We start from the raw sequence: 24,376 nt of genomic DNA, 5'->3' as shown, positions 1-24,376 counted from the left end.
GCTCATCGTAGGCCGATGTCGGTGAGTCCACGGTCGAGAAAACGGATCATCCAGACGAAACTCTGCTCGGCGTCGTCGCTCCACTGGAAGCCGTCGGAGGCCTGCAGGCTGGCGAAACCGTGGAAGGTGGAACGCAGCGTGCGCAGCGCGTGCACCATCTCGTCGGCGTCGATGCCGTAGCCGCGCAGCACCGCCTCCATGGATTCCAGCAGCCGTGAACCCGATTGCAGCAGTGGGTCGTCCGGCCCGGTGAACCGCGCGCCCACGGTGGCGGCGTATCGGCCCGGATGTTCGACCACGTAGCCGCGGAAGGCGTTGGCGAAGGCGGTGAGCGCGTCGCGGCCCGCGAGTCCGTGCATGGCGTCGCGGACCCGGGTGTCGAGTTCGGCCATGGCGAGCGCGGCGATGCCGTGCTGCAGGTCGGCCAGGCTCTCGATGTGCTTGTACAGCGAGGGCGTGCGCACCCCGAGCCGCTGCGCGAGCGCGCCCAGCGCCAGGTCGCCGAAGCCGACCTCATCGGCGAGGACGGCGCCGGCGGCGATGACGTCGGTCCGGTTCAGCCCGACCCTAGGCAAGGTGTTCCTTCAGGAACGGCAGCATCAGTTCGGCGGTGCGCTCGGCGGCCTCGAACTGCGGGTAGTGGCCGGTGCCCTCGATCAGGCCCAGGCTGCCCAGTCCGGCGGGCAGGGCGGCGACGATGCGCTGGCCCTCGGCCTCGGGGCTCGGGAAGTCCGGGTCGGCGGTGCCCATCAGGATGAGCGCGGGCCGGGTCACGTTGGGCACCTGGGCTTCCGCGTCGGCCGGGGTGGACTTGCCGCACTTCATGAACTCGGCCATGCGGCCGGGCTCGTTCAGCTTGGCGGACACCTCGCCCAGGTAGGCGTCGAGGTCGGCGGGCTGGGACGGCATGGCCACCCGCAGGTACTTCAGCCACTGCCCGATGCTCTTGAACATCATGGTGCCCATCAGCGGGAGCATGCCGCGGCGGTGGTGCGCGTTGGTGAAAAGCGCTCCCACGTCGGCCTTCTGGGTGAGGGTGAAGGGGTTGATCTCCACGATGGCCCGCACCAGGTCGGGCCGCAGCGCGGCGGCGATGGTGGCCGATCCGCCCGAGAGCGAGTGGCCCACCACGATGGCGGGGCCGCCGCCCAGCTTCTCGATGACGGCCAGCAGGTCGTGGGCGACGTCGGTGCGGCTGATGGCCGCCTTCCCGGTCTCCGACGCCCAGTCCAGGCTGGATTCGCCGTGGCCGCGCATATCGGTGTTGATCACCCGGTATCCGGCCGCCGCCAGCAGCGGGGCGAGGTGCCGGTTCACGGTGCGGTCGATGCCCATTCCGTGGGACAGCACCACCAGCGGGCCGGTGCCCTGCTCGTCGTATGCGATCCGGCCGCCGTCGATGTCCACGTACTGCGTCATGGTCTTGTCGCTCTCTGGGAGTAGCTAACTGCGATAGCCATAAAGCTAATCGAGTTAGCCAACCGCGTCAACCCCTGACTTCGTAGAGTTCGTCGATCTCCTTCGCGTACTTGACGGCGATGGCCTTGCGCTTGAGCTTCATGGTCAGCGTGATCTCGTCGCCGCCCGCCTCCCAGAAGGTCGGCAGCACCACGAACCGCTTGATCTGCTCCACCCGGGACAGGCGTTCGTTCCCGGCGGTCACCCCGGCCGAGATCGCCTCGAGCACCGCCGGGTCGGCGAATCGTTCCCCGGTCTCCTCGTCGAGCACGATCAGCGCCGTGTTGTACGGCCGCCCGTCACCGATCACCGCCATGGCCCCGATCAGCGGGGTGGCGGCCTTCACCGTGTTCTCGATGTGGGTGGGCGACATGTTCTTGCCCGCCGCGTTGATGATCAGTTCCTTCTTGCGGTCCACGACCGTCAGGAATCCGTCCGCGTCGACGGTGATGATGTCGCCGGTGGACAGCCAGCCCTCCGCGTCGATCGCCTCCGCGGTCTGCTCGGGCAGCCCTCGATACCCCTTCATCACCAGTGGTCCGCGCACCTGGAGCTCACCGTCGGCGGTGTGTCGGGCCGCCATGCCGGGCAACAGTTTTCCGACCGTGCCGAGTTTCGCGTCGTCCGGATGGGAGACGCTGCAGATGCACGACAGCTCCGACATGCCCCAGATCTCCGCGATCGGAATACCCAGTCCGGCAAAGAATCCCAGGGTCTGCGGTGGAATCGGCGCGGCTCCCGACAACGCCCAGCGCAGCCGGTCGAACCCCAGAGCGGCCCGCAGGTGCCGCAACACCAGGTCGTCGGCACGCTTCCAGTCCGCGGCGACGTCCTCGGGCACGGCTGCGCCGGCCAGCTGGTAGCCGCTACGGGTGGCCGCCACCGACAGCGCCCACTCCATCGCCGACCGCCGATCCACATCCGGTTCGTTGGCGACCTTGAATTCGATTGCGGCCTTCAGCTTCTCCCACACCCGGGGCACCGCACCCCACACGGTCGGCTTCAGATCGACCAGTGCCGGCGCGATCTCCTTGGCGTCGCGGACGCAGGTCACCTGGGTACCGAGCACTTCCTGCACGTACAGCGCGGTGAGCCGGTCGGCGATGTGCGCGGTCGGCATGAACGAGGTGATGGTGTCGCCGAAGACGAACCCCAGCACCTCGGCGATCCCGCGCACCTGGAACAGCAGATTGGCGTGCGTGGTCTCCACGCCCTTGGGATTGCCGGTGGTCCCGGACGTGTAGATCAGGGTGGCGATGTCCTCCGGGCGGACGGCCCGCCATGCGGCCTCGAAGTCGAAATCCGCGGCCCCGGCGGCGATCAGCTCGGCGACCGTCATGGTCCCGTCGGGTGCGTCGTCCACGCAGATGATCCGATCGAGTGCGACCCCGCAGCTCCGCAACCGCTCCACATACTGCGACTCGCACAGCACGATTCGCGCTCCCGCGTTCCCGAGCACGTACGCCAGCTGCTCGGCGGGCAGTGTGTTGTACACCGAGAACGAGGTCGCTCCCAGATGCTGCGCACCGACTTCGAGGGGATAGAACTCGACCCGGTTGCTCATCATCAACGCCACGGTGTCCCCACACGTGACGCCGATGGCGGCGAGTCCGGCGGCGACCTCCCGCACCTGACGGGCGTAGTCCCGCCAGGTCAGAGTCAGGGTGTCGCCGGGAGTGCGGAGGGCGATCGCGTCGGGGTCGATGGCGGCGGTGTGCTGGAAGGCCGCGGGCAGGGTGTCGGTCATCGGCGGTCCTCGATCGCGTGAATGAGCTGGTGGACAGTGGGATTCGCGGCCAGGCGGCCGTCGAGCACGACATTGATCGCGCCGCGCAGCAGGGCGTAGGGCGTCCATCCGCGTGGTGCGATGGTGCGGGCGGCACGGTGCGCGATGCCGTCGGCGATGGTGCGGGCGGCCTGGTCGGCGGTGATGCGCACGCTCAGCGGCCAGGGCAGCAGTGCGTCCAGGCGGCGGCCGAGGTCGTCGGCGTCGAGCATGTCGTGGGTCATGGCGGTCTCGACGATGCCGAAGTAGGCGACCCCGGCGGTGGCCCCGCTCGCGGCGAGCTCCACCCGCAGGGCGCGGCCCAGCTGCTCGACCCCGGCCTTGCTCATCATGTACGGCGAACCGCCCATGCCGGGGGCGAAGGCGGCGCAGGAGGACACCACGACGACGTGGCCGCGGGCGCGGACGATGTGGTCGAGGGCGGGGTGCACGGTATTGAAGACGCCGGTCAGGTTGATGCCGAGGACGCGGTCGAAGTCGCGGGGGTCCATGGTGCGCAGGGTGGCGGGCACCGGGGTCACGCCCGCGTTGGCGACGACCACGTCCAGGCCGCCGAACCGCTCGACCGCCTCCGCGACCACGGCCGCCATCCGCGCCCGATCGGTGACGTCGGCGGTGACGGCGTGGGCGCGCTCGCCGAGGTCGAGTGCGGTTCGCCGCGCGGCGGTTTCGTCGACGTCGGCGACGATCACCCGCGCCCCGCGCCGGTACAGGATGGCGGCGAGGGCCCGGCCGATGCCCTGTCCCGCACCGGTGATCAGGACGACCTTGCCGTCGATGTCGTACTCCATCAGGCGCTCACCTCGTACGCGTCGGAGTCGAACTGCTGTGTGCGCCTGCGGTACTCGAAGCTCCAGCCCGGATACAGCCCGGCATTGCCGCCGTCCGGCGTCGTGTAGTACGTCTCGCAGCCGCCGGTGAGCCACACCGTCGCCGCGCTGCGCCGATGCATCTCGGCCACGAACGCGTCCTGTTGCGTGGCCCGCACCTCCACCCGGCGGGCGCCGCGGTCGCGCACGGTGGTGAGGGCGTCGACGATGTAGGCGATCTGCGACTCGATCATGTAGACGGCCGACTGGTTGCCCGCCGCGCCGAACGGGCCGAGGGTGCAGAAGAAGTTGGGGAAGCCCGCAACCGCCGTCCCGAGGTAGGTGCGCGGCTGTTTGCGATACAGCTCGGCGATGCTGAGGCCGTCGCGGCCGGTAATGTGTTCGAAAGCGGCGGCGAGGGGTTCGAAGCCGGTGCCGAAAACGATGGTGTCGACCGGGATTTCGACGCCGGCGCGCGTCACCACCGAGTGCGGGCGGACTTCCGCGATACCGTCGGTGACGACCTCGACATTGTCCCGCTCCAGCGCGGGCAGATAGGCGTCGGAGAAGATCGCCCGCTTACAGCCGATCATGTAGTCCGGCGTCACCTTCGCGCGTAGCTCCGGATCGCGGATCTGCCGTCGCAATTGGATCCGCCCGAGCGTCTCGAACGGGTGCCGGAACCGGTTGTCCACGAATCCGACCAGGCCGAAGCTCTCGATCAGCGCGTACCAGGTGCCGCGAACCAGCCTTTGCGTCAACGGAATCCGGCGCAGCACGGCCCGTTCCATGCCGAGCGTGCGCCGGTCCATGCGCGGCACGATCCAGGGCGCGGAACGCTGGAACACGGTCAACCGCCCGACCTTCGGCTGGATCTCGGGAATGAACTGCACCGCCGACGCGCCGGTTCCGATCACCGCGACCCGCTCCCCGGTCAGATCGTGGGAGTGGTCCCAGTGCAGGGAGTGAAATGCCTTGCCCTCGAAGGTATCCAGTCCCGGCAGGTCCGGATACTTCGCCTCCGCGAAGATTCCCGCCGCCGCGATGAAGTAGTCCGCCGTGATCGCCCCTCGCGAGGTCTCGATCAGCCAGTGCGAACGCTCCTCGTCCCAGCGCGCGTCCAGCACCTCGGTGTCGAGCCGAATGTGCCGCACCACATCGTGTTCGGTGGCGACGGCCCGGATGTACTCCAGAATCTCCGGCTGCCGCCCATACGTGCGCGACCAGTCGGGATTCGGCGCGAACGAGTAGCTGTACAACTGCGACGGCACATCGCACGCGCACCCGGGATAGGTATTGGCCTGCCAGGTCCCGCCCAGATCCGACGCGCGTTCCAGCAGCGCCAGATCCTCGAATCCGGCTTCCCGCAACTTGATCGCGAGCCCGATCCCGCCGAAGCCCGCGCCGAGGATGACGATGTTCCGGTGTTCGATGGTGTCGGTCATCGTCGGGCCTCCGCGGAAGTCGGCTGCGCCCGGCGGGCGATGCCCCGGGCGATCGTCCCGGTGACGTACCGCTGGAGTGGGCTCGCCGCGGTGAGCAGGAGGCGCAGGGCCGGGGTTCCTTCGAGAGCGAAGGTCCAGGTCAACCGCGTTCCCGTCGAGATGGGCTCGAGCCGAATGTCTTCGGCGAAGTGCTTCAGACCGGGGATCGACGCGGCGTCGACCATGAAGGTCATCCGCGAACCGGGCTCCCAGCGGTAGAACCGCTCCAGCAGGCTGACGACGCCGCCGAGCGTGACCACACGGGTGGTGCCTGCCCGGAAAGGTCGGGGCGACAGCCATTCGACCGCGGTGACCGCCGCCGACCAGGAGGCCAGGGCATCGTCGGCGATCAGCAGCTGCCAGACCGCCTGCGGGGTGCCGGGGAGATCGACCACGTGGACGTAGCGGTGCGCGGCGGTGGTGAGGAAGGTGTCGTCGGTGGGTGTGAGCGGAAAGCGAGTGAGCATGAGACCGTTCGGCCTTTCACTGGTCAGAGGTCGAGCACGAGCGGGCCGTCGACCGCGCGGGACACACACGTGAGCATGTGACCGGGTCGTTCGGCCTCGGTGAGCAGCCGGTCGCGATGGTCGACCGCGCCGGACAGCACGCGCGTCCGGCAGGTGCCGCAGAAGCCTTGGCGGCAGGAGTAGGCGACGTCGGGTCGCACCCGGCGGACGGCGTCCAGCGCGGTTTCGGCGCTGCCGACCCGCACCTGGATTCCGCTGCGCGCCAGGGTCAGATCGAACTCCCGGCCGTCGAGCACCGGGAGCGCGGAGAAGCGTTCGGTGTGCAGGGACGCCGTCGGATTCAGAGCGAACAGCGTGCACTGCGCGGCCTCCAGGACCGGCGGCGGGCCGCAGACATAGACGGCAGCGCCGGGCCGCGCGGTCCGCAGAATCGCCGCGATATCGGGCGCGCCGCACTCGTCATCGGGGCGGATATCGGTGTCGCCGGGCAGTTCGTCCAGGAACGGCATGGTGTCCCGGGACCGCCCCAGATACACGAGGTGGCCGCGGTTTCCGGCCGCGTGCACCATCGGCAGGATCGGCGTGATGCCGATTCCGGCGGCGAGGAAGAGATAGGAAGGCGCGCGCTCGACGAATGTGAACGCGTTGCGGGGACCGCGAATTCGCACGAGATCGCCGGGGCGCAGCGCGTGCATCTCCAGTGATCCGCCGTCGCCGTCGGGCAGGCGGCGCACCGCGATCCGATAACAGTGCTGGTCGACGGGATCGCCGCAGAGCGAGTACTGCCGCTGCCGGCCGGACGGCAGGAACACGTCCAGATGCGATCCGGGCCGCCACGCGGGCAACCGTTCCCGGCCGGGCCGCACCAGGGTCAGGCTCACCACATCCTCGGCTTCCGCCTCGACCGTCTCGACGACGACGTCCATGTCGAAGCCGTTGTGGCGCACCGGGTGCGGTCGCGACAGCCCGGGAGTGGTGAACACCTTCTTGTACACGTCCACCGCCGCGCCCAGCGCCCGCAGGCCGAAGGTCGGCGCGGCCGTCATGCGCGGGCCGCCGGCGAGTGCGCCAGGTAGCGCAATGCGTTGTCCATCGAACCCAATTGGGAGGGATGGAATCTCCGATCCAGGTAGCGCGGCATCTCGGTGACGAAGGTGGTGAAGTTCGGAATCACCTGCCGCCGGGTCGCGCTCACGAACTGCTTCAGCCAGAAGCGCCCCTTGTCCGGGCTCGGATCGCGGCGGTACAGGTACGCGGTCGACACCACGAACAGCGGCAGCAGCAGTCCGCTGGCCAGCAGCCCGGTCCGGGCCCGCCGTCCGTATCCGCCGTCGACGTGCATGTACGCGTCGAACACCACGCTGCGGTGCTCGACCTCCTCGGCGCCGTGCCACCGGACCAGATCCAGCATGGTCGGATCCATTCCGGCGCGTTGCAGTGCGTCGGTTTCCAGCAGCCACTCGCCGATGACCGCGGTGAAATGCTCCATCCCCGCGAACAATCCGAGCCGCTCCTTGAGCCACTCCTGCTTCGCGCGCCCGGTGAGGCCGTGATCGCCGAGCACCCGATCGGTGAGCCACGCGATCTTCGAGACATACGACTCGACGTCGAGTCCGATCTCCTGCAGGTGTTTCCGCGCCCCCTCGTGGCTGCTCGCGTGCATCGACTCCTGTCCGACGAACCCCGCGACCTCTTCCCGCAACCGCTCGTCGTCGATCAATGGCAGCGCCTCGGCCAGGCAGGCCGCCATGGCCCGCTCCCCCTCCGGCAGCACCAGGTGCATGACATTCACGACGTGCGTGGCCAGCACCTCCCTCGGGATGTAGTGCATCGGCACCGACGAGAAGTCGAAATGCACGTCCCGAGCCTGAATCGCGTGGGCTTCGTCCTGATAGGAGCGCCTCGTTGCACTGTCCTCAGCCATGGCCCGACCGTAACAAAGCAACAAACACCATGGCAATGTTGCAGCCACAAATCGCCGCAAATTGTTGCATCGCCGCACCCGGCTGTTAGCCTCGAACCGTGCCCCCGACAGCCGCCACCTCGAAGAACACCCCCGGAACGGACACCATCGAGGACCGCATCCTCGACGCCGCCCTGGTGCAATTCGGCCGCGTCGGGGTCAAGAAGACGACGATCGAGGACGTGGCCCGCCAGGCCGAGGTCGACCGTGTCACCGTCTACCGCCGCATCGGCTCCCGGGACGAACTGGTCCGGGCCGTCACCGCCCGCGAGGTCCGCCGCCTCCTCGAAGACCTCGAGAGCATCCCGTCCCGCCACGACACCTTCGCCGACACGGTCGCCGCCGTCTTCTCCACCGTCGTCACCCGCTGGCGCACCCACCCCCTGGTCGAGCGCCTCATGACCCTCGAACCCGAGCGCCTCCTCCCCCAATTCACCACCGACGGCGCCGCCCCCTTCGTCCTCGCTGTCGTCTCCGCCACCGACCTCCTCCGAAAAGTCCTCAGCGACAACGACCTACCCGAACCCCCGGACCTCTCCGCCCGCACCGAGGTCGTCTGCCGGATAGTCCACTCCCTGATCCTTCAGCCGACCGGCGGCATCGACCTCGATTCGGAGGCCGCTCTCACCGCCTTCGCCAAGACCTACCTGGTCCCGATCCTCATTCCGTAGGTCACGGCCGCGTTCGCCCCCGGCGAACGGTGAGGCGGAACAATCGGTATACCTCCAGGGTTGACTGGGTAACGCTCAACCTTGGAAGGGGTCGAAGACGTGACTACACCTCAGAACCTGCCGGTCCTGTTCCTGACCGATCCGATCGTGCTGCCCGGCATGGTCGTGCCGATCGAACTGGACGAGTCGTCGCAGGCCGCCATCGATGCCGCCCGCGCGGGCAAGGTCAACCAGGTGTTGGTCGCGCCTCGCCTCGATGAGGGCTATGCCGCCTACGGCGTGGTGGCCACCATCGAACAGGTCGGCCGGATGCGCGGTGGCGCGCCCGCGGCGGTATTGAAGGCGGAGAGCCGGGCCAAGATCGGGCACGGCGTGACCGGACCCGGCGCGGCGCTCTGGGTCGAGGCCGAGCCGGTCGAGATTCCGGCCGCCGACGGACGCACCAAAGAGCTTGCGGCCGAATACAAGAAGCTGGTCGTGTCGGTCCTGCAGCGCCGTGAGGCGTGGCAGGTCATCGACGCGGTCAATCAGATGAACGATCCGTCCACGCTGGCCGACGCGGCCGGCTGGGCCTCGTACCTGAGCAACGAGCAGAAGCGCGAGATCCTCGACACCCCGGATACCCAAGCGCGACTGAACAAGCTGATCGACTGGACCACCCAGCACATCGCAGAGACCGAGATCAGCGAGAAGATCAGCGAGGACGTCCGCGAGGGGATGGAGAAGACCCAGCGCGAATTCCTGCTGCGCCAGCAGCTCAACGCGATTCGCAAGGAACTGGGCGAGGACGAGCCGGACGGCGCGGAGGACTACCGCACCCGCGTCGAGAACGCCGACCTGCCCGGCGACATCCGCGAGGCCGCGCTGCGCGAGGTCGGACGGCTGGAACGCTCCAGTGATCAGAGCCCGGAGACGGGCTGGATCCGCACCTGGCTGGACACCGTGCTGGAACTGCCGTGGACGGTGAAAACCACCGACTCCGCGGATGTTTCGGCCGCCCGCGCGGTGCTGGACGCCGACCACCACGGTCTGGACGAGGTCAAGGACCGCATGGTCGAGTACCTGGCCGTGCGTTCCCGCCGGGCCGCCCGCGGCCTGGAGGTCGTCGGCGGACGCGGTTCCGGCGCGGTGCTGGTGCTGGTCGGTCCGCCCGGCGTCGGCAAGACCTCGCTGGGTGAGTCCGTGGCACGGGCATTGGGCCGCAAGTTCGTTCGCGTCGCCCTGGGCGGCGTGCGCGACGAGGCCGAGATCCGCGGTCACCGGCGCACCTACGTGGGCGCGCTGCCCGGCCGCATCGTCCGCGCCATGAAGGAGGCGGGATCGATGAATCCCGTTGTCCTGCTGGACGAGATCGACAAGGTCGGCAGCGACTTCCGCGGCGATCCCGCGGCGGCCCTGCTGGAGGTGCTGGACCCGGCGCAGAACCACACGTTCCGCGACCACTACCTGGACCTGGATCTGGACCTGTCCGACGTGCTGTTCATCGCGACCGCGAACGTCCTGGAGACGATTCCCGGCCCGCTGCTGGACCGCATGGAACTGATCAGCGTCGACGGCTACACCGAGGCCGACAAGGTGGCCATCGCCCGCGACTTCCTGATCCCGCGGCAGCTGGAGCGCAACGCCCTGACCGCCGAGGAGGTCTCGATCACGGACGAGGCGCTGCGTGAGGTCGCCGCCAACTACACCCGGGAAGCCGGTGTGCGCCAGATGGAGCGGCTGATCGCGAAGGCGCTGCGCAAGGCGGCCACCAAGCTGTCGGAGTCCGCGGACATCTCGGACACCGAAAGCCTGGTCAGCAAGGGCGAATTCGTGCCGGAGGGCCTGGGGTACGACAAGGACCTGGGCTACGACACCGACGCGGCCGCGTCCGGCAAGCTGGTGATCGGACTCGGTGACCTGAAGGACTACCTGGGCCGTCCGCGCTTCACCCCCGACGGGGTGGAACGCACCGCGGTCCCCGGTGTCGCAACGGGTTTGGCCGTGACCGGCGCGGGCGGCGACGTCCTCTACATCGAGGCCAATGCCGCCGAGGGCGACCGCTCGCTGACCCTGACCGGCCAGCTGGGCGACGTCATGAAGGAGTCCGCGCAGATCGCCCTGACCTACGTCCGCTCCCACCTGGAAGAGATCGGCATCGAGCCGAGCGTGCTGGATCGCAATATCCACATCCACTTCCCGGCGGGCGCGGTGCCGAAGGACGGACCGTCCGCGGGCGTCACCATGGTCACCGCCCTGGTGTCGCTGGCCCTGGGTCGCCAGGTCCGCGCGGATGTCGGCATGACCGGTGAGGTCACGCTGAACGGACGGGTGCTGCCGATCGGCGGCGTGAAGCAGAAGCTGCTCGCCGCCCAGCGCGCCGGCCTGAAGACCGTGTTCATCCCGGCCCGCAACGAGCCGGACCTGGACGAGGTCCCCGCCGAGGTGCTGGCCGCCCTGGATGTCCGCCCCGTCGCCGACGTGGCCGAGATCCTGGCCTACGCCATCGAGCCGGTCGCCGAACCGGCCTACGACGGGCGGCAGCTGAGCGCCACCGCGTAGGTGCTCGAGCGGGAGCCGTGGGTCCGCTGTGCGGACCCACGGCTCCGGTCGTTTCGGCAGGCCGAGGGGGTGTTCCGGTCGTACCCTCGGGGAGGGATCCAACCGGGATCCGACGGAGGGTGAACAGCATGCAACCCAACCAGCCGAGTCAGCCGCAGCAGCTCGATCAGGTCGCGGGCGAACGCCTCTCGCACGCGAACCGCATCTTCACCTCCGACCTGTCGGTCAACGAGTTCGCACTGCTGCACGGCGCCGGCTTCGAACCCATCGACCTGGTGATGGGCGTGTCCGTCTATCACGTCGGCTTCCAGTTCACCGGCATCCGCCAGCAGCAGGAACTCCCGGTCCTGACCGAGGCCACCTACCGGGCCCGCTGGAATGCCATGTCCCGCATGCAGGCCGAAGCCGACGCCCTCCAGGCCGACGGCGTCGTGGGCGTCCGCCTGGAATGGCGCCAGCACGGCGAATCCCTGGAACACCTGGAATTCATCGCGGTCGGCACGGCCGTCCGCTACGCGAAGGCCCCCGGCAGCTACCGCCGCCCCAACGGTCAGGCGTTCACCAGCCACCTCTCCGGCCAGGACATGGTGACCCTGATGCGGACCGGCTACGCCCCCATCGCCTTCGTCATGGGCAACTGCGTCTTCCACGTGGCCGTCCAGGGCTTCCGGCAGATGCTCAGTCAGATGGGCCGCAATATGGAGATGCCCCAATGGACCCAGGGCAACTACCAGGCCCGCGAACTCGCCATGTCCCGTATGCAAGCCGAAGCGGAACGCGACGGCGCAACCGGTGTCACCGGCGTCAGCGTCGACATCTCCAACTACGCCTGGGGCTATCACACCGTCGAGTTCTACGCCTCCGGCACGGCCATCCGCCGCATCAACGAGGGCGACCCCATCACTCCCCAATTCACCCTCGGAATGAACCAGTGACCGCCGACTTCGACTCCGACGCCGCCACCCGGGCCATCGCCTCCGCCCTGGACGGCCCCGGCGGCCTGTCCATGGTCTTCACCGTCTTCACCAACGTCCCCGGCGTGACCCGAACCCCGCCCCGCAAATCCCTGCTCCGCTCCACCCCCGAACGCGTCCAGATCGGTTCCTGGCGCTACGAACTCACCCGTGACCAGCGCATAAAAGCCGACCACATAGTCGGCGGCATAGTCCTCGCCGAGGAACTCCTCCCGGCATCGGACATCGCTCCGCATCTGGCCCGGGCGCTGGCCGAGATCGCCTCGTCCTACGGGCCCACCGCGTTGCCGCATCTGTCCGCCGCTCTCGACGTGCTGGCGGGCTGACTGTGGCAACCGGTGGGCAACGCTACTTGTTTCACATGAAACGGTGCGCCGCTGGTCAGAACTCCCCGGCCACGCCGAGAACCGTTCGGCCGGAGTGGGTTCCGTCGAGGATGGAGCGGAGGACGGACTCGGCTTCGGTGATGGGTGCGTAATTTTCCAGCAACGAGAGGTGCTGGGGTTTCAGGTCTTTGGCGAGGCGGGACCAGAGGTCGCGGCGGTCGGCGATGGGGAAGTGAGCGGAGTCGATACCGAGCAGGGAGACGCCGCGGAGGATGAAGGGCATGACGGTGGTGGGGAGGTCGGCGCCGCCGGTGAGACCGGAGACGGCCACCGCGCCACCGTATTTGACGGTGCTGAGGATGTGGGCGAGGGATTCGCCGCCGACACTGTCCACGGCGGCGGCCCATTGAGCCTTGCCGAGGGCCCGGGGCTTTTCGCCTTCGGCGGGCAGGCGGCCGATGACCGAGGACGCGCCGAGGGTGGAGAGCAGTTCGGTCGCACCGAGTTTGCCGGTCGAGGCGATGACCTCGAAGCCGAGGCCGGCGAGGATGTCGACGGCCACGGTGCCGACGCCGCCGGTGGCGCCGGTGACCAGGACCGGGCCGGAGTTCGGAGTCACGCCGCGGTCGAGGAGGGCCTGCACGCTCATGGCGGCGGTGTAGCCCGCGGTGCCGATGGCGGCGGCCTCGCGCGGGGTGAGGCCGTCCAGTTTCACCACCCAGCCGGCGGGCACCCGGGCGTATTCGGCGAAGCCGCCGTGGTGGGCGACGCCGATGTCGTAGCCGTGGGCGACCACCAGGTCGCCGGGCGCGAACTCCGGATCGGTGGAGCTGACCACCTCGCCGGTGAGGTCGATGCCGGGGATGAGCGGGTACTGCCGCACCACGCCGCCGCGCGGGGTGATGGCCAGTCCGTCCTTGTAGTTGGCGCTCGAGAAGTGCACCTTGATCGTCACGTCACCCGGCATGAGGAAGTCGTCGGCGACTTCCTCCCGGATGAGGGCGATCCCGTTGTCCGATTCACGTGCCACCATCGCCTGGAAACCCATGGTCCGAGCATAGGGGGCGGAGCTCCGGCCGGATCGGGGAAAACGGCCGGGCTCAGACGAATCCGGACGTCAGGCGTACTTCGGGGCGCGCTTCCCGGTGAAGGCGGCGATACCCTCCTGGCCGTCCGCCGACTCCGAGTTGCGGGTGATGAAAGCGGCCTCGGTGTTGAGCTGCTCCTCCAGATTGTGCTGCCCGGAGACCAGCAGCAGCTTCTTCACCGCCGCATTCGACGCCTTGGGGCCGGCCGCGAACTCCTGGGCCAGCGCCTCGACCGCCCCGGCCAGCTCGTCGTCGGCGACCACGCGGTGCAGCAGACCCCATTCCAGGGCCTCGGCCGCGCGCAGGGTGCGGTTGGTGAGCATGAGCTCCTGGGTCTTGCGCAGGCCGATCAGCCGCGGCAGGTAGTAGGACGCGCCGCCGTCCGGGCTCAGGCCGATCTTGGTGTACGCCATGGTGAAGGCGGCGGACTCGGCGGCCACCACCAGGTCACCGGCCACCGCGAGGCTCATGCCCGCGCCCGCGGCGGTGCCGTTCACGCCCACGATGAGCAGCGCGTCCATCCGGGCCAGCGCGGACACCGCGCGGTGCAGGGTCCCGGCCAGCTTCTCGATGAACGCGCCGGTGTCGCCGCTGGCCGCCATGGCCCGCACGTCGCCGCCCGCGGAGAAGAACCGCCCGGCGCCGGTCAGCACCACGACCTTCACCGCCGGATCCTCCGAGCAGTAGATGGCCGCGCGCTCCAGCTCCTCGGCGAGCGCCTGATCGATGCCATTGGCGGCGTTCGGCCGGTTCAGCGTGATGCGGGCGATCGGGCCGTCATGCTCGAACAGGATGTTCTCGTAGTTGTCGCTCATCGAGAGGATGCCTTCCGTCGGTAGACCTGATCACAGCATGGCGTACTCGACCCGGACCCCGAGCAACCGGATCGGCCGATCCAACTCGAAGGCGTGCAACACCTCCAACGCGGTCTGCGCGATCTCGTCCACGTCGGTGGTCGGCGTGGGTAGTTTCCGCTGCTTGCTGCGGGTGAAGAAGGTCTTGGTCCGCACGGTCACGCTCACCCGCCCGACGGCCCGCCCGGCCGCGAAGGTCTCCTCCGCGACCTGGGTGGCCAGCCGCACCACCGCCGCGTCGATCTCGTCGCGTTCGGTGAGGTCGCGCGGGAAGGTCTCGGAGCGGCTGTGCCCCACCGGTTCTCGCGGCTCGGCGATATCGGTGTCGCCCGCCCCGTGACCGAGTACCCACAGGTAGGGCCCGGTATTGGGACCGAACTCGGCCGCCAGTACGGCCCGGTCGGCGGCGGCCAGATCGGCCACGGTCTCGATGCCCAACCCGCTCATGCGTTTCGCGATGCGCGCGCCGACCCCCCACAGCGCGGTGGTCGGCCGGTGGGCCATCAACTCGACCCAGTTGGCGCTGGTCAGCCGGAAGATCCCGGTCCCCGCGTCCTGTTCCGGCGGCGGCTCGTCGGCCGCCGGCAGCGACTTGCCCACCGTCTTGGCGAACCCGGTGGCCAGCTTGGCCCGGGTCTTGTTGTCTCCGATGCCGACCGCGCAGGTCAGATCCAATTCCGCGATGGCCGACCGGATCTCGCGCGCCAGTTCCTCGGGGTCCTCGGTGTCGACCGCGAGGAACGCCTCGTCGAAGCCGAGCACCTCCACCCGTCCGGAGAAGGTGCGCAGCAGCGCCATGATCTCCTCGGACGCCTCGGCGTAGGTGGCCAGATCCTGCGGCAGGAAGACCCCGTCCGGGCAGACCCGTGCGGCGGTGCGCAGCGGCATGCCCGCGCGCACCCCGAACGCCCGCGCCGGATAGGACGCGCAGGACACCACTTTGCGAGGTTCGGTGGGATCGCCGTTCCCGCCCACGATGACCGGCTGCCCGCGCAGCTCCGGGTGCCGCCGGAATTCGACCGCGGCCTGGAATTGGTCGAGGTCGACGTGCAGCAGCCAGCGCGTCATGCCGGCGGATCCTCCCGCAGTATTGAACCCGGACTCTCCGGGGCGAAACCGGCGTACTCCTCCGTCATACCGCATGGTCTTCCGAATTACCGGGATACCGGGTGCGGTCGGGCGGAGCGGCGCGCCCGGGTCAGCGGGAGCGGCGCAGCAGCCCGATGGGCGAGCGGTAGGCGTAGCGCGCCTTCACCGCACCCGAATCGGCCTCCCCGGTGACCCGGATCAGCGGGGCGCCCGGGAACCGCGGCAGTTTGACCCGATTGGCGACGGTGCCGTTGCCGGGCCGCACGCCGTCCGTGTCGACCCGCCAGCCGCGCGGCACGATCAGCACGATGGCGCCCGCACCGGCCGCGACCCGGATGTCGATCTCGCGCCGGGAGCACCGGGCCTGGGTGAAGTCCACCACCAGCTTGCCCGAAACGCATTCGGCGACCAGCTGCTTGGGGACCGTCCAGTCCTCGTCGGTGCGTTTGGTGCCGCTGGTCACCCGTAGTTCCAGGGGAGGCGCGTCCATCGAGGGCCGATATCGGCGTGCACCGAGCACGCCCTCGATATCGTCGACGCGGGTCGCGGCCGTCTGCCGCTGCTCCTTGGTACGGGTCACCGAAACTCCTCCCCCGGCATGTGAAACGATCATGTGGGTTATGCCATGGGAGCTCGAATTATGCCGCATAGCAGGGCATTTCGGGAGGTCGGAGCGGGTTCTGCGGCCACAACACGGTGTCGGTTCGGGCACGGCCAGATCACGATCGCGCCCGACCGACATGTCCTCCCGCGGCGTGGCGGGAGCCGGATCAGCGGCGGCCGACGAACACCGTGGTGGCCCCGAGAATGTAAATATCCTCGCGCGCACCGATATACGTATCGGCGTCGCGATCCAGCAGGGCCGCGATGGTGGCCCGGTCCGCCGCCTCGAGGCGTTCGCCGACCCGCTCGCTCAATCCGGTCAGCCACGCCACCACGCTGTCGCGCACGGCCGGGGCGGGCGGCGCGGGGTGATCGGTGAGCACGCTGAAGGAGGTGGCCTCGGTCAGCCCGGCCCGGTTCAGTGCCACATTCCAGCCGTAGGGCATGGAGACCGCGCCGGTGATGTCGGTGCGCATCTGCGCGAAGCCCGCGTCGCGCAGGCCCAGCAGCCGATCCTGGAGGCCGGGCGCGCCGATGCCGAGTTCCCACGGCAGGCACCGCACACTCACTCCGCCCTCGGCCAGCGCCAGCCGGCCGCCCGGTCGCAGCAGTCCGGCGAAGCGTGCCACGCCCGCCTGCTGATCGGGCAGGTGATGCACCATGCGGGAGGCCCACACCAGGTCCGCCGCGGGGAGTCCCGCGCCGAAGTCCTCGGCCGCCGCGTCGGCGGTCACCGTTTCGACATGGACCCGGTCGTCGCCGTCGAGCGCGACCTTCACGGCCTGCTGGGCGACCTCGAGCAGTTCGGGCACGGCGTCGACGATCAGTAGCCGGCCGCCGCCGCGGGCGAGCAGTTCGCGCGCGAACGCCACGCTCTGACCGCCCGCGCCCGCACCTATGTCGAGGACGACCGCCTCGGTCCCGGCGGGAATCGATCCGACCAGCCGGCGCGCGATCTCGGCATTGGTGGCGGCCGACATGGCGTCGTCGCGCTGCAGGTCGGGAATCATGGTCGCCCAGTCGATTCCGTCGTGCGTGTGGCCGTGACCGTGCGCATGCCCGTGGGAATGCTGGTGTCCGTGCGTGCCTGCCTGTTCGTGGGAGTGAGCGCTCATGCCCCGACGCTATCGGGGAGTGCCCACCCGCCTCGAATCCTTTTGCCGATCCGGCAATGTGTCCGGTCCGATCAGGCCGACCCCGCCGAGCCCGATCAGGCCGTGGCGGGCACGCTCGAGTCGGCGAACTGGGTGCGGTAGAGCTCGGTGTAGCGGCCGTCCGCGGCGAGCAGTTCGGTGTGGGTGCCGCGTTCCACGATCCGGCCGTGCTCGAGCACGATGATCTGGTCGGCATTGCGGATGGTGGACAGCCGGTGGGCGATCACCAAGGCGGTGCGGCCGTCGAGTGCCTCGGCCAGCGCTTCCTGCACGGCCGCCTCCGAGGTGGAGTCCAGTGAGGCGGTGGCCTCGTCGAGGATCACCACGCGCGGCTGCTTGAGCAGCAGCCGGGCGATGGTCAGCCGCTGCCGTTCACCGCCGGAGAGGCGGTAGCCGCGCTCGCCGACCACGGTGTCCAGACCGTCGGGCAGCGATTCGATGAGGTCGCGCAGCCGGGCCCGCCGCAGCGCGTCCCAGAGGTCGTCCTCGGTGGCCTCGGGCCGCGCGAGCAGCAGGTTGGCGCGAATACTGTCGTGGAACAGGTGCCCGTCCTGGGTGACCAGACCGACGGTGTCCTGGATGGACTGCCCGGTCAGTTCCCGCACATCCTTGCCGCCCAGCAGCACCGCGCCCGAGTCCACGTCGTAGAGCCGTGAAACCAATTGCGCGATGGTCGATTTCCCGGCCCCGGAGGAGCCGACCAGTGCCACCATCTGCCCGGGCTCGGCGCGCAGCGACACCTCGTGCAGCACCTCCTCACCGCCCCGGGTGTCCAGGGTGGCCACATCCTCGAGCGAGGCCAGCGACACCTTGTCCGCCGACGGGTAGCCGAAGCTCACGCCGTCCAGCTCGACCGCCACCGGTCCCGGCGGCACCGGCCCGGCCAGTGGCGAATCCTCGATCAGCGGCTTCAGATCCAGCACCTCGAAGACCCGCTCGAAGCTCACCAGCGCCGACATCACGTCCACCCGGGCGCTGGCCAGCGCGGTGAGCGGCGAGTACAGCCGGGTCAGCAGCAGCGAGAGCGCGACCACCGAGCCGGGTTCCATCTGTCCCTTCAGCGCGAGGTAGCCGCCGAGCCCGTAGACGAGCGCCAGCGCGAGCGCCGAGACCAGGGTGAGCGCGGTGACGAAGACCGTCTGGAGCATGGCGGTGCGCACCCCGATATCGCGCACCCGCCCGGCCCGCAGCCCGAACTCCGCCGACTCCTGCCGCGGCCGCCCGAACAGTTTGACCAGGGTGGCGCCGGGCGCGGAGAAGCGTTCGGTCATCTGGGTGCTCATGGCCGCGTCGAGCCCGGCCGCCTCGCGCTGGATCCCGGCCAGCCGTTCACCCATGCGCCGCGCGGGCAGGACGAACACCGGCAGCAGCACCAGCGCGAGCAGGGTGATCTGCCAGGACAGCCGCAGCATCACGGCCAGGGTCAGCGCGAGGGTCACCACATTGGTGACGACGCCGGACAAGGTGGTGCTGAAGGCCCGTTGCGCCCCGATGACATCATTGTTCAACCGGCTCACCAGTGCGCCGGTCCGGGTACGCGTGAAGAAGGCGATCGGCATCTTCTGGACATGGTCGAAAACCGCGGTGCGCAGATCGAAGATGAGCCCCTCTCCGATGCGCGCCGACAGCCACCGGATGACCAGTCCCAGTCCGGCGTCGAGTACTGCGACGATGGCGATGATGACCGCCAGCGTGATCACCGTGCGCGGCGCGCCGTGCGAGACGATCGCGTCGACCACGCGTCCCGCCAGCACCGGCGTCGCCACCGCGAGTAGCGCGGAGACGATGCTGAAGATCAGGAACGACACCAGCTGCCGGTGATGCGGGCGCGCGAAAGCGAGGATCCGCTTCGCCGTCGCCATCCGCAGCGGCCGCTGCTCCGTAGGCGCGTGCATCTGCCGATAGAGCTGATTCCACGCCACCGATTCGATACTCATCCCCGCTCCTCACCTGTCGGGGGAAACCTAACCCCGCACCACCGACAGTAAGACCTCAACAAAGGTTGAGGGCAAATCCTTCCGGCCTGGTCAGGAGTTCGCTCGCAGCGAAACCCGCCTAGGGTTGGACCCGTGAAGCGAGGTCGGGACGTGAGCGCGGCGTGGGAGCGGGCATTGCGCGGGTCGATCACCGGCGAGGTCGACACCGGACCGCGCCGGCGGGCCGAGTACTCCTCGGACGCGTCGAACTACCGGGTGCCCCCGGCGGCCGTCGTGTTCCCGCGGGATGCCGCCGATGTGATGGCCGCCCTCGATATCGCCCGGGCGGAGGGGCTGCCGGTGACCGCGCGCGGGGCGGGTACCTCGGTCGCGGGCAATGCCATCGGACCGGGTCTGGTCCTCGACTTCAGCCGCCACCTGACCGAGATCCTCGATCTCGATCCCGAGCGGCGGATCGCGCGGGTGCAGCCGGGCGTAGTGCTGGCCGCGTTGCAGCGGCGCGCGGGTGCGCACGGGCTGCGGTTCGGCCCGGATCCGTCCACCCAGAACCGGTGCACCCTGGGCGGGATGATCGGCAACAATGCCTGCGGCCCGCACGCCGTGGCCTGGGGCAGGACCTCGGATACGGTGCGGGAGTTGCGGATTCTCGACGGGCGCGGCGTGGAGCGGACCCTCGCGGGCGACCCGGCGGTACTCGCCGGACTGTCCGAATTCACCCGGGAACACCTGGCCCTGATCCGCACCGAACTCGGCAGATTCGAGCGGCAGGCGTCCGGATACGCGCTGGAACATCTGCTGCCGGAACGCGGTTCGTCGGTGGCCAAGGCCTTCGTCGGCACCGAGGGAACCTGTGGACTGCTGCTCGACGCGACCGTCGATCTGGTCCCGGTGCCCGCGGCGACGGTGCTGGTCGTACTCGGCTACCCGGACATGCCCACGGCCGCCGACGATATCGCCACGATCATGGCCGCCGGACCGATCGCTGTGGAGGGAATGGACGCCCGCCTGGTCGATGTGGTGCGCGTGCACCGGGGCGCGGTGCCCGAACTGCCGCGCGGCGGGGGCTGGCTCCTCATCGAAATCGATGGTGACACACCGGAACAGGCGCGCGAGAAGGCCGAGGGATTGCGCGCGTCCGCCCACGCCCTCGACGCCCGGTTGGTGACCGACGCGGCCGAGGCTCGCGCGCTGTGGGGCATCCGCGCCGATGGCGCGGGCCTGGCCGGCCGCACGCCGGACGGTCATCCGGCCTGGCCCGGCTGGGAGGACGCCGCGGTGCCGCCCGCCCGCCTGGGCGACTACCTGCGGGACTTCGACCGGCTCACCCGTGAGCACGGCGTGGACGGCCTGCTGTACGGCCATTTCGGCGACGGCTGCGTCCATGTGCGCCTGGATCTGCCGATAGCCGAAGCGCCGCAACGCTTCCGCGCCTTCCTCGAGGACGCGGCCCGGCAGGTGGTGGGTTTCGGCGGCTCGCTGTCGGGCGAGCACGGCGACGGCCGCGCCCGCTCGGATCTGTTGCGGCTCATGTACTCCCGGGACGCGCTCGACGCCTTCGCGGGCTTCAAGGCGCTGTTCGACCCGGACGCGGTGCTGAATCCCGGTGTCCTCGTTCATCCCCGCCCGCTCGACGCCGACCTGCGCCTGGCGGGTCTGCGCCCGTTGCCCACCACGGGTGGATTCTCCTTTCCGGCCGACGGAGATCTGGCCACCGCGGTGCACCGCTGCGTCGGGATCGGCAAGTGCCGCGCGGACACCCCCGGCGGCGTCATGTGCCCGTCCTATCTGGCGACCGCCGACGAGAAGGACAGCACCCGGGGTCGCGCCCGAGTCCTCCAGGATGTCGTCAGGGGCGAGCTGGATTGGCGGTCGGAGGCCGTCGCGGAGTCCCTGGACCTGTGTTTGTCCTGCAAGGCCTGCCATTCCGAGTGTCCGGCCGGGATCGACATGGCCACCTACAAGTCGGAGACGCTGTACCGCCGCTATCAGGGCAGGCTCCGACCGATCGACCACTACACCCTCGGTCAGCTGCCGCGCTGGCTGGCAGCGGCGTCGCGAGTGCCGGGCCTGGCCAACCGGCTCAGCAGTGCCGGTCCGCTGCGCAGACTCGGATTGCGTGCGGCCGGAATGGATTCCCGCCGCGCGGTGCCGACCCTGGCGAAGCGGAGCTTCCGCCGGAGTCGGCGTCCTTCGGCGCTTGGGCAGGACGGGCCGGGCGTGCTGTTGTGGATGGATACCTTCACCGACGCCTTCGACCCCGAGATCGCCACCGCCACGGTCGAATTGATCGAATCGCTCGGCCATCACGTGCACATCCCGGACCGGCGCGTCTGCTGCGGTCTGACCTGGATCAGCACCGGCCAACTGGACGGCGCGCGACAGCGACTGCGCGCCACCGTCGACGCGCTCGACGCCCACGTCCGATCCGGCGGCGTGGTCGTCGGCATGGAGCCGTCCTGCACCGCCGCCCTCCGCGACGACCTCCCCCGTCTGCTCCCGGACGACCCGCGCGCCGCCGCCGTCGCGGCCGCGGTGCACACCCTCGCCGAGTTCCTGGAGACCCAGCCCGGCTGGCAGCCCCCGGACCGTTCCGGCCGCACGGTGCTGGTGCAGCCGCACTGCCACCAGCACGCCGTGTTCGGTTTCGCCGCCGACCGCCGGATCCTGGACCGCACCGGCGCGCGGGTGATCGAGGTCACCGGCTGCTGCGGACTCGCGGGCAACTTCGGCATGCAGCGCGGCCACTACGACGTGTCGGTCGCGGTCGCCGAGCGCGGCCTGCTCCCGGCCCTGCGCACCGCGCCCGCCAACGCGATCCTGCTCGCCGACGGTTTCTCCTGCCGGACCCAGGCCGCGCAGCTGGCCGGGCGTTCCTCTCGCCATCTCGCCCAGTTCCTGCTGGACCGGTGAGGCGTCCCTAGAATGACGCGGTGACTTCCGCGCCGCCCGCCCAGCCCGCTCGCGGGCCGGTGGCTGTCACCGCGGACCACAGCCGGACGCTGAGCTCGGACCGGCCGCTGGATCTGGCCGCCACCATCTCCCCGCTGCGCCACGGTTTCGGCGACCCCTGCCACCGCGAGACCCCCGACGGCTCGCACTGGCACGCCTCGCGGATGCCGTCGGGCGAGGTCACCTACCGGCTGCGGCAGCGCGACCGCCACACCGTGGACGCCCGCGCCTGGGGTCCGGGCAGCGAGGAATTCCTCGAGCAGCTGCCGCGCATGCTGTGCCTGGACGAGGACGTCAGCGACTTCAGTCCCGAACATCCCAAGATCGTCGAGGCGCACCGCCGCAATCCGGGCCTGCGCATGCTCCGCACCGACCTGGTGTGGGAGGCGCTGGTTCCCGCGGTGCTGGAACAGAAGGTGCACACCAGGACCGCCCACGATTCCTGGCGGAAACTGGTGTGGCGCTACGGGACTCCCGCACCCGGACCTGCTCCCGAAGGGCTGCGGGTGATGCCGGACGCCGAGACCTGGCGCCACATCCCGTCGTGGGTCTACCACCGCGCCAATGTCGGCCCGCAGCGTTCGAAAACCATTGTGCTGGCGGCCCGGATCGCGCCGAAACTGGAGCAGGCCGCCACCTTGAGCCACGCGGACGCCGCGCACCGGCTGCGGACCGTGCCGGGGATCGGGATCTGGACCGCCGCCGAGATCGCGCAGCGGGCCTTCGGTGATCCGGACGCCCTGTCGGTGGGCGATTTCCATCTGGCCGCCACGGTCGGCTGGACCCTGCTGGGTGAGCCGATCGACGACGACGCCATGGTCGAATACCTGGAACCGCTACGCCCGCACCGGTATCGCGCGGTGCGGCTGCTCGGGCTGGCCGGTTTCGCGCACAAGCCGAAGTTCGGTCCGCGCACGCCCTACACCGATCACAGCCGCATCTGATCACCGCTGTTCGGCCGCGGACTCCGCCGCCTGCTGTGCGCGGGTCAGGGCTTCGGGCACCGGGATACGGCCCAGGTACATCTCATCGAAGATCGGCGTGACCGCTTGCAGCGCTGCCGGGAATCCGGGCCCACCACCGGCGCTGATCGTCCGGCCGCGCAGTACGTCGAAGAATGGTGACACGTCCACGCCGTGCCGCGCCCAGTAGTCGCGATACACCTGCTGCTCCGACACCACCGCCGGAATCGTGTTCCCGTCCAGGCCGAGATAGCGGTTGCCGGCCGCGCTCCCCAGCCACGCCAGGACGCGCCGCACCGCGTCCGGATGCGGGGTGGCGGCATTGCCCGCGACCCCGATGGCATTGTTGGCGCTGACCCGACCGGCCGGTCCCTCGGGAATCATGGCCAATCCCCACTGGAATCCGGCGTTCTGCGCGATGGTCGCCAGATTGAAGGTGCCGGACTGGAACAACGCCATGCGGCCCTGCAAGAAAGCGTTCTTGGCGAAGTCACCGCTGGTATTGGTGTCGGCGGCCGACGGTGACAGCCGGTCGGCCACCAGACCCACGGTGTATCCGTAGGCGTCGCGCCCCTGGGGTGAGTCGAACGAGAATCGCCCGTCCCGCTGGAACTGCCCGCCCGCCGAGCCCAGATACGGCAGCGAGATCGATTGAAAGTCGTTGGCGGCGTTGTACGGCCACGCCGAGACCGCGGCCAGTCGCCGCAGGACGGGACGCAAGGTGTCCCGCCCCGGATCCGGATTCCACCGCAGCCCGGCCAGTTCACCCGGATCCACTCCGGCCGGCCCGAGCAGGTCCCGATTGACGTAGACCGCGCTACCGCCGTCCACGAATTGCGGTACCGCCCAGAGCGTCCCGTTCCGGGTGAACTGCGTGACGGCCTGGGGATCCCAGCCGTGCGCGGCCTCCGGTCCGAGCGCCGCGCCGATATCCATCAGGTGCCCGCTGTCGGCGTAGTCCTCGTAGAGGTTGGTCCAGAACAGGTCGTCGGCGATCCCGCCCGCCACGTCCAGCCGCAGCTTCTGCGCGTAGGACGCCCACGGCACCAGCGTGATTCGCACCTCGACATCCGGGTTGGCGCGCTGGAACTCGTCCAGCGAGGCCCGGTAGGCGGTGACGAAACTCTGATCCCAGATCCGCAGCCGCACCACCGTCCGCCCGCCGCTCTCCGCATCGCGCCCGAGCCACAACGCCGCGGCCACCAGCAGTACCGCGACCACGAGGATCCCGAGGACCACCCGGGTCGAATCCTTCACGCGG

General features: G+C 69.7%; 21 protein-coding genes. 6 read left to right on the top strand and 15 right to left on the bottom strand.

Annotation, left to right across the window (positions count from 1 at the left end; genetic code table 11):
* Positions 1–2: 2 nt before the first annotated feature.
* From ACQP06_RS35190 to ACQP06_RS35155, 8 genes are all read right to left on the bottom strand, one after another.
* Positions 3–575, bottom strand: a complete 573-nt coding sequence (locus ACQP06_RS35190) for a TetR/AcrR family transcriptional regulator (RefSeq protein ID WP_433669456.1) — start codon at positions 573–575, stop codon at positions 3–5.
* The gene (locus tag ACQP06_RS35185) at positions 568–1,419 is read right to left on the bottom strand and encodes an alpha/beta fold hydrolase (RefSeq protein WP_433669454.1); all 852 of its coding nucleotides are present in this window, start codon (positions 1,417–1,419) and stop codon (positions 568–570) included. Before ACQP06_RS35185 ends, ACQP06_RS35190 begins: the two co-directional genes overlap by 8 nt.
* Positions 1,420–1,486: 67 nt before the next feature.
* Positions 1,487–3,205, bottom strand: coding sequence for a fatty acid--CoA ligase FadD11 (gene fadD11, locus ACQP06_RS35180; RefSeq protein WP_433669452.1), 1,719 nt, complete (start codon positions 3,203–3,205; stop codon positions 1,487–1,489).
* Entirely contained in the window at positions 3,202–4,035 is an 834-nt protein-coding gene (locus ACQP06_RS35175) for a short-chain dehydrogenase/reductase (RefSeq protein ID WP_433669451.1), read from the bottom strand. The genes fadD11 and ACQP06_RS35175 overlap by 4 nt, the downstream gene beginning before the upstream one ends.
* Complete coding sequence (locus tag ACQP06_RS35170) at positions 4,035–5,498, bottom strand: flavin-containing monooxygenase (protein WP_433669449.1); 1,464 nt, start codon at positions 5,496–5,498, stop codon at positions 4,035–4,037. The genes ACQP06_RS35175 and ACQP06_RS35170 overlap by 1 nt, the downstream gene beginning before the upstream one ends.
* On the bottom strand, positions 5,495–6,004 hold the full coding sequence (locus ACQP06_RS35165; protein ID WP_433669447.1) for an SRPBCC family protein: 510 nt from the start codon (positions 6,002–6,004) through the stop codon (positions 5,495–5,497). Before ACQP06_RS35165 ends, ACQP06_RS35170 begins: the two co-directional genes overlap by 4 nt.
* 23 nt (positions 6,005–6,027) lie before the next feature.
* Positions 6,028–7,050 carry a PDR/VanB family oxidoreductase gene (locus ACQP06_RS35160; RefSeq protein ID WP_433669445.1) on the bottom strand — a complete coding sequence of 341 codons (1,023 nt, stop codon included), beginning with the start codon at positions 7,048–7,050 and terminating at the stop codon, positions 6,028–6,030.
* Positions 7,047–7,928 carry a metal-dependent hydrolase gene (locus tag ACQP06_RS35155; RefSeq protein WP_433669443.1) on the bottom strand — a complete coding sequence of 294 codons (882 nt, stop codon included), beginning with the start codon at positions 7,926–7,928 and terminating at the stop codon, positions 7,047–7,049. Before ACQP06_RS35155 ends, ACQP06_RS35160 begins: the two co-directional genes overlap by 4 nt.
* 98 nt (positions 7,929–8,026) lie before the next feature.
* Between ACQP06_RS35155 and ACQP06_RS35150 the strand changes: the two genes are divergently transcribed.
* The 4 genes from ACQP06_RS35150 (at position 8,027) to ACQP06_RS35135 (ending at position 12,479) form a co-directional block, all read left to right on the top strand.
* Positions 8,027–8,638 carry a TetR/AcrR family transcriptional regulator gene (locus tag ACQP06_RS35150; protein WP_433669442.1) on the top strand — a complete coding sequence of 204 codons (612 nt, stop codon included), beginning with the start codon at positions 8,027–8,029 and terminating at the stop codon, positions 8,636–8,638.
* A 159-nt stretch (positions 8,639–8,797) separates the two neighbouring features.
* Positions 8,798–11,179 carry an endopeptidase La gene (lon, locus tag ACQP06_RS35145; RefSeq protein WP_433673527.1) on the top strand — a complete coding sequence of 794 codons (2,382 nt, stop codon included), beginning with the start codon at positions 8,798–8,800 and terminating at the stop codon, positions 11,177–11,179.
* Between the two features lie 128 nt (positions 11,180–11,307).
* Positions 11,308–12,114 carry a heavy metal-binding domain-containing protein gene (locus tag ACQP06_RS35140; protein ID WP_433669440.1) on the top strand — a complete coding sequence of 269 codons (807 nt, stop codon included), beginning with the start codon at positions 11,308–11,310 and terminating at the stop codon, positions 12,112–12,114.
* Complete coding sequence (locus ACQP06_RS35135) at positions 12,111–12,479, top strand: DUF5073 family protein (protein ID WP_433669438.1); 369 nt, start codon at positions 12,111–12,113, stop codon at positions 12,477–12,479. The genes ACQP06_RS35140 and ACQP06_RS35135 overlap by 4 nt, the downstream gene beginning before the upstream one ends.
* Before the next feature lie 55 nt (positions 12,480–12,534).
* Here the strand turns inward: ACQP06_RS35135 and ACQP06_RS35130 are convergent, their stop codons facing one another.
* The 6 genes from ACQP06_RS35130 to ACQP06_RS35105 all read right to left on the bottom strand — a co-directional run bounded on the left by ACQP06_RS35130 (position 12,535) and on the right by ACQP06_RS35105 (position 19,204).
* On the bottom strand, positions 12,535–13,527 hold the full coding sequence (locus ACQP06_RS35130) for an oxidoreductase (protein ID WP_433669436.1): 993 nt from the start codon (positions 13,525–13,527) through the stop codon (positions 12,535–12,537).
* Between the two features lie 69 nt (positions 13,528–13,596).
* Positions 13,597–14,382, bottom strand: a complete 786-nt coding sequence (locus tag ACQP06_RS35125) for an enoyl-CoA hydratase/isomerase family protein (protein WP_433669435.1) — start codon at positions 14,380–14,382, stop codon at positions 13,597–13,599.
* A 30-nt stretch (positions 14,383–14,412) separates the two neighbouring features.
* Positions 14,413–15,489: a DNA polymerase IV gene (locus ACQP06_RS35120; RefSeq protein WP_433669433.1), complete on the bottom strand. Its 1,077-nt coding sequence runs from the start codon at positions 15,487–15,489 to the stop codon at positions 14,413–14,415.
* A gap of 130 nt (positions 15,490–15,619) precedes the next feature.
* Positions 15,620–16,090, bottom strand: coding sequence for a hypothetical protein (locus ACQP06_RS35115; protein WP_357088661.1), 471 nt, complete (start codon positions 16,088–16,090; stop codon positions 15,620–15,622).
* A 190-nt stretch (positions 16,091–16,280) separates the two neighbouring features.
* Entirely contained in the window at positions 16,281–17,228 is a 948-nt protein-coding gene (locus ACQP06_RS35110; protein WP_433669432.1) for a class I SAM-dependent methyltransferase, read from the bottom strand.
* A 95-nt stretch (positions 17,229–17,323) separates the two neighbouring features.
* Entirely contained in the window at positions 17,324–19,204 is a 1,881-nt protein-coding gene (locus ACQP06_RS35105) for an ABC transporter ATP-binding protein (RefSeq protein WP_433669430.1), read from the bottom strand.
* Positions 19,205–19,336: 132 nt separating this feature from the next.
* On the opposite strand from ACQP06_RS35105, the gene ACQP06_RS35100 reads away from it, so the two are divergent.
* Together ACQP06_RS35100 and ACQP06_RS35095 are read left to right on the top strand one after the other, a co-directional pair.
* Positions 19,337–22,114 carry an FAD-binding and (Fe-S)-binding domain-containing protein gene (locus tag ACQP06_RS35100; RefSeq protein WP_433669429.1) on the top strand — a complete coding sequence of 926 codons (2,778 nt, stop codon included), beginning with the start codon at positions 19,337–19,339 and terminating at the stop codon, positions 22,112–22,114.
* Positions 22,115–22,173: 59 nt separating this feature from the next.
* Positions 22,174–23,097, top strand: coding sequence for a DNA-3-methyladenine glycosylase family protein (locus ACQP06_RS35095; RefSeq protein WP_433673526.1), 924 nt, complete (start codon positions 22,174–22,176; stop codon positions 23,095–23,097).
* Here the strand turns inward: ACQP06_RS35095 and ACQP06_RS35090 are convergent, their stop codons facing one another.
* On the bottom strand, positions 23,098–24,372 hold the full coding sequence (locus ACQP06_RS35090) for an extracellular solute-binding protein (protein ID WP_433669427.1): 1,275 nt from the start codon (positions 24,370–24,372) through the stop codon (positions 23,098–23,100).
* Positions 24,373–24,376: the final 4 nt, after the last annotated feature.

Origin of the sequence: Nocardia sp. CA-136227 (assembly GCF_050955695.1) — a bacterium.
Classification (GTDB): domain Bacteria; phylum Actinomycetota; class Actinomycetes; order Mycobacteriales; family Mycobacteriaceae; genus Nocardia.
Note: the sequence above shows the minus strand (reverse complement) of the source record. Positions and strands in the feature narration are given on the sequence as shown.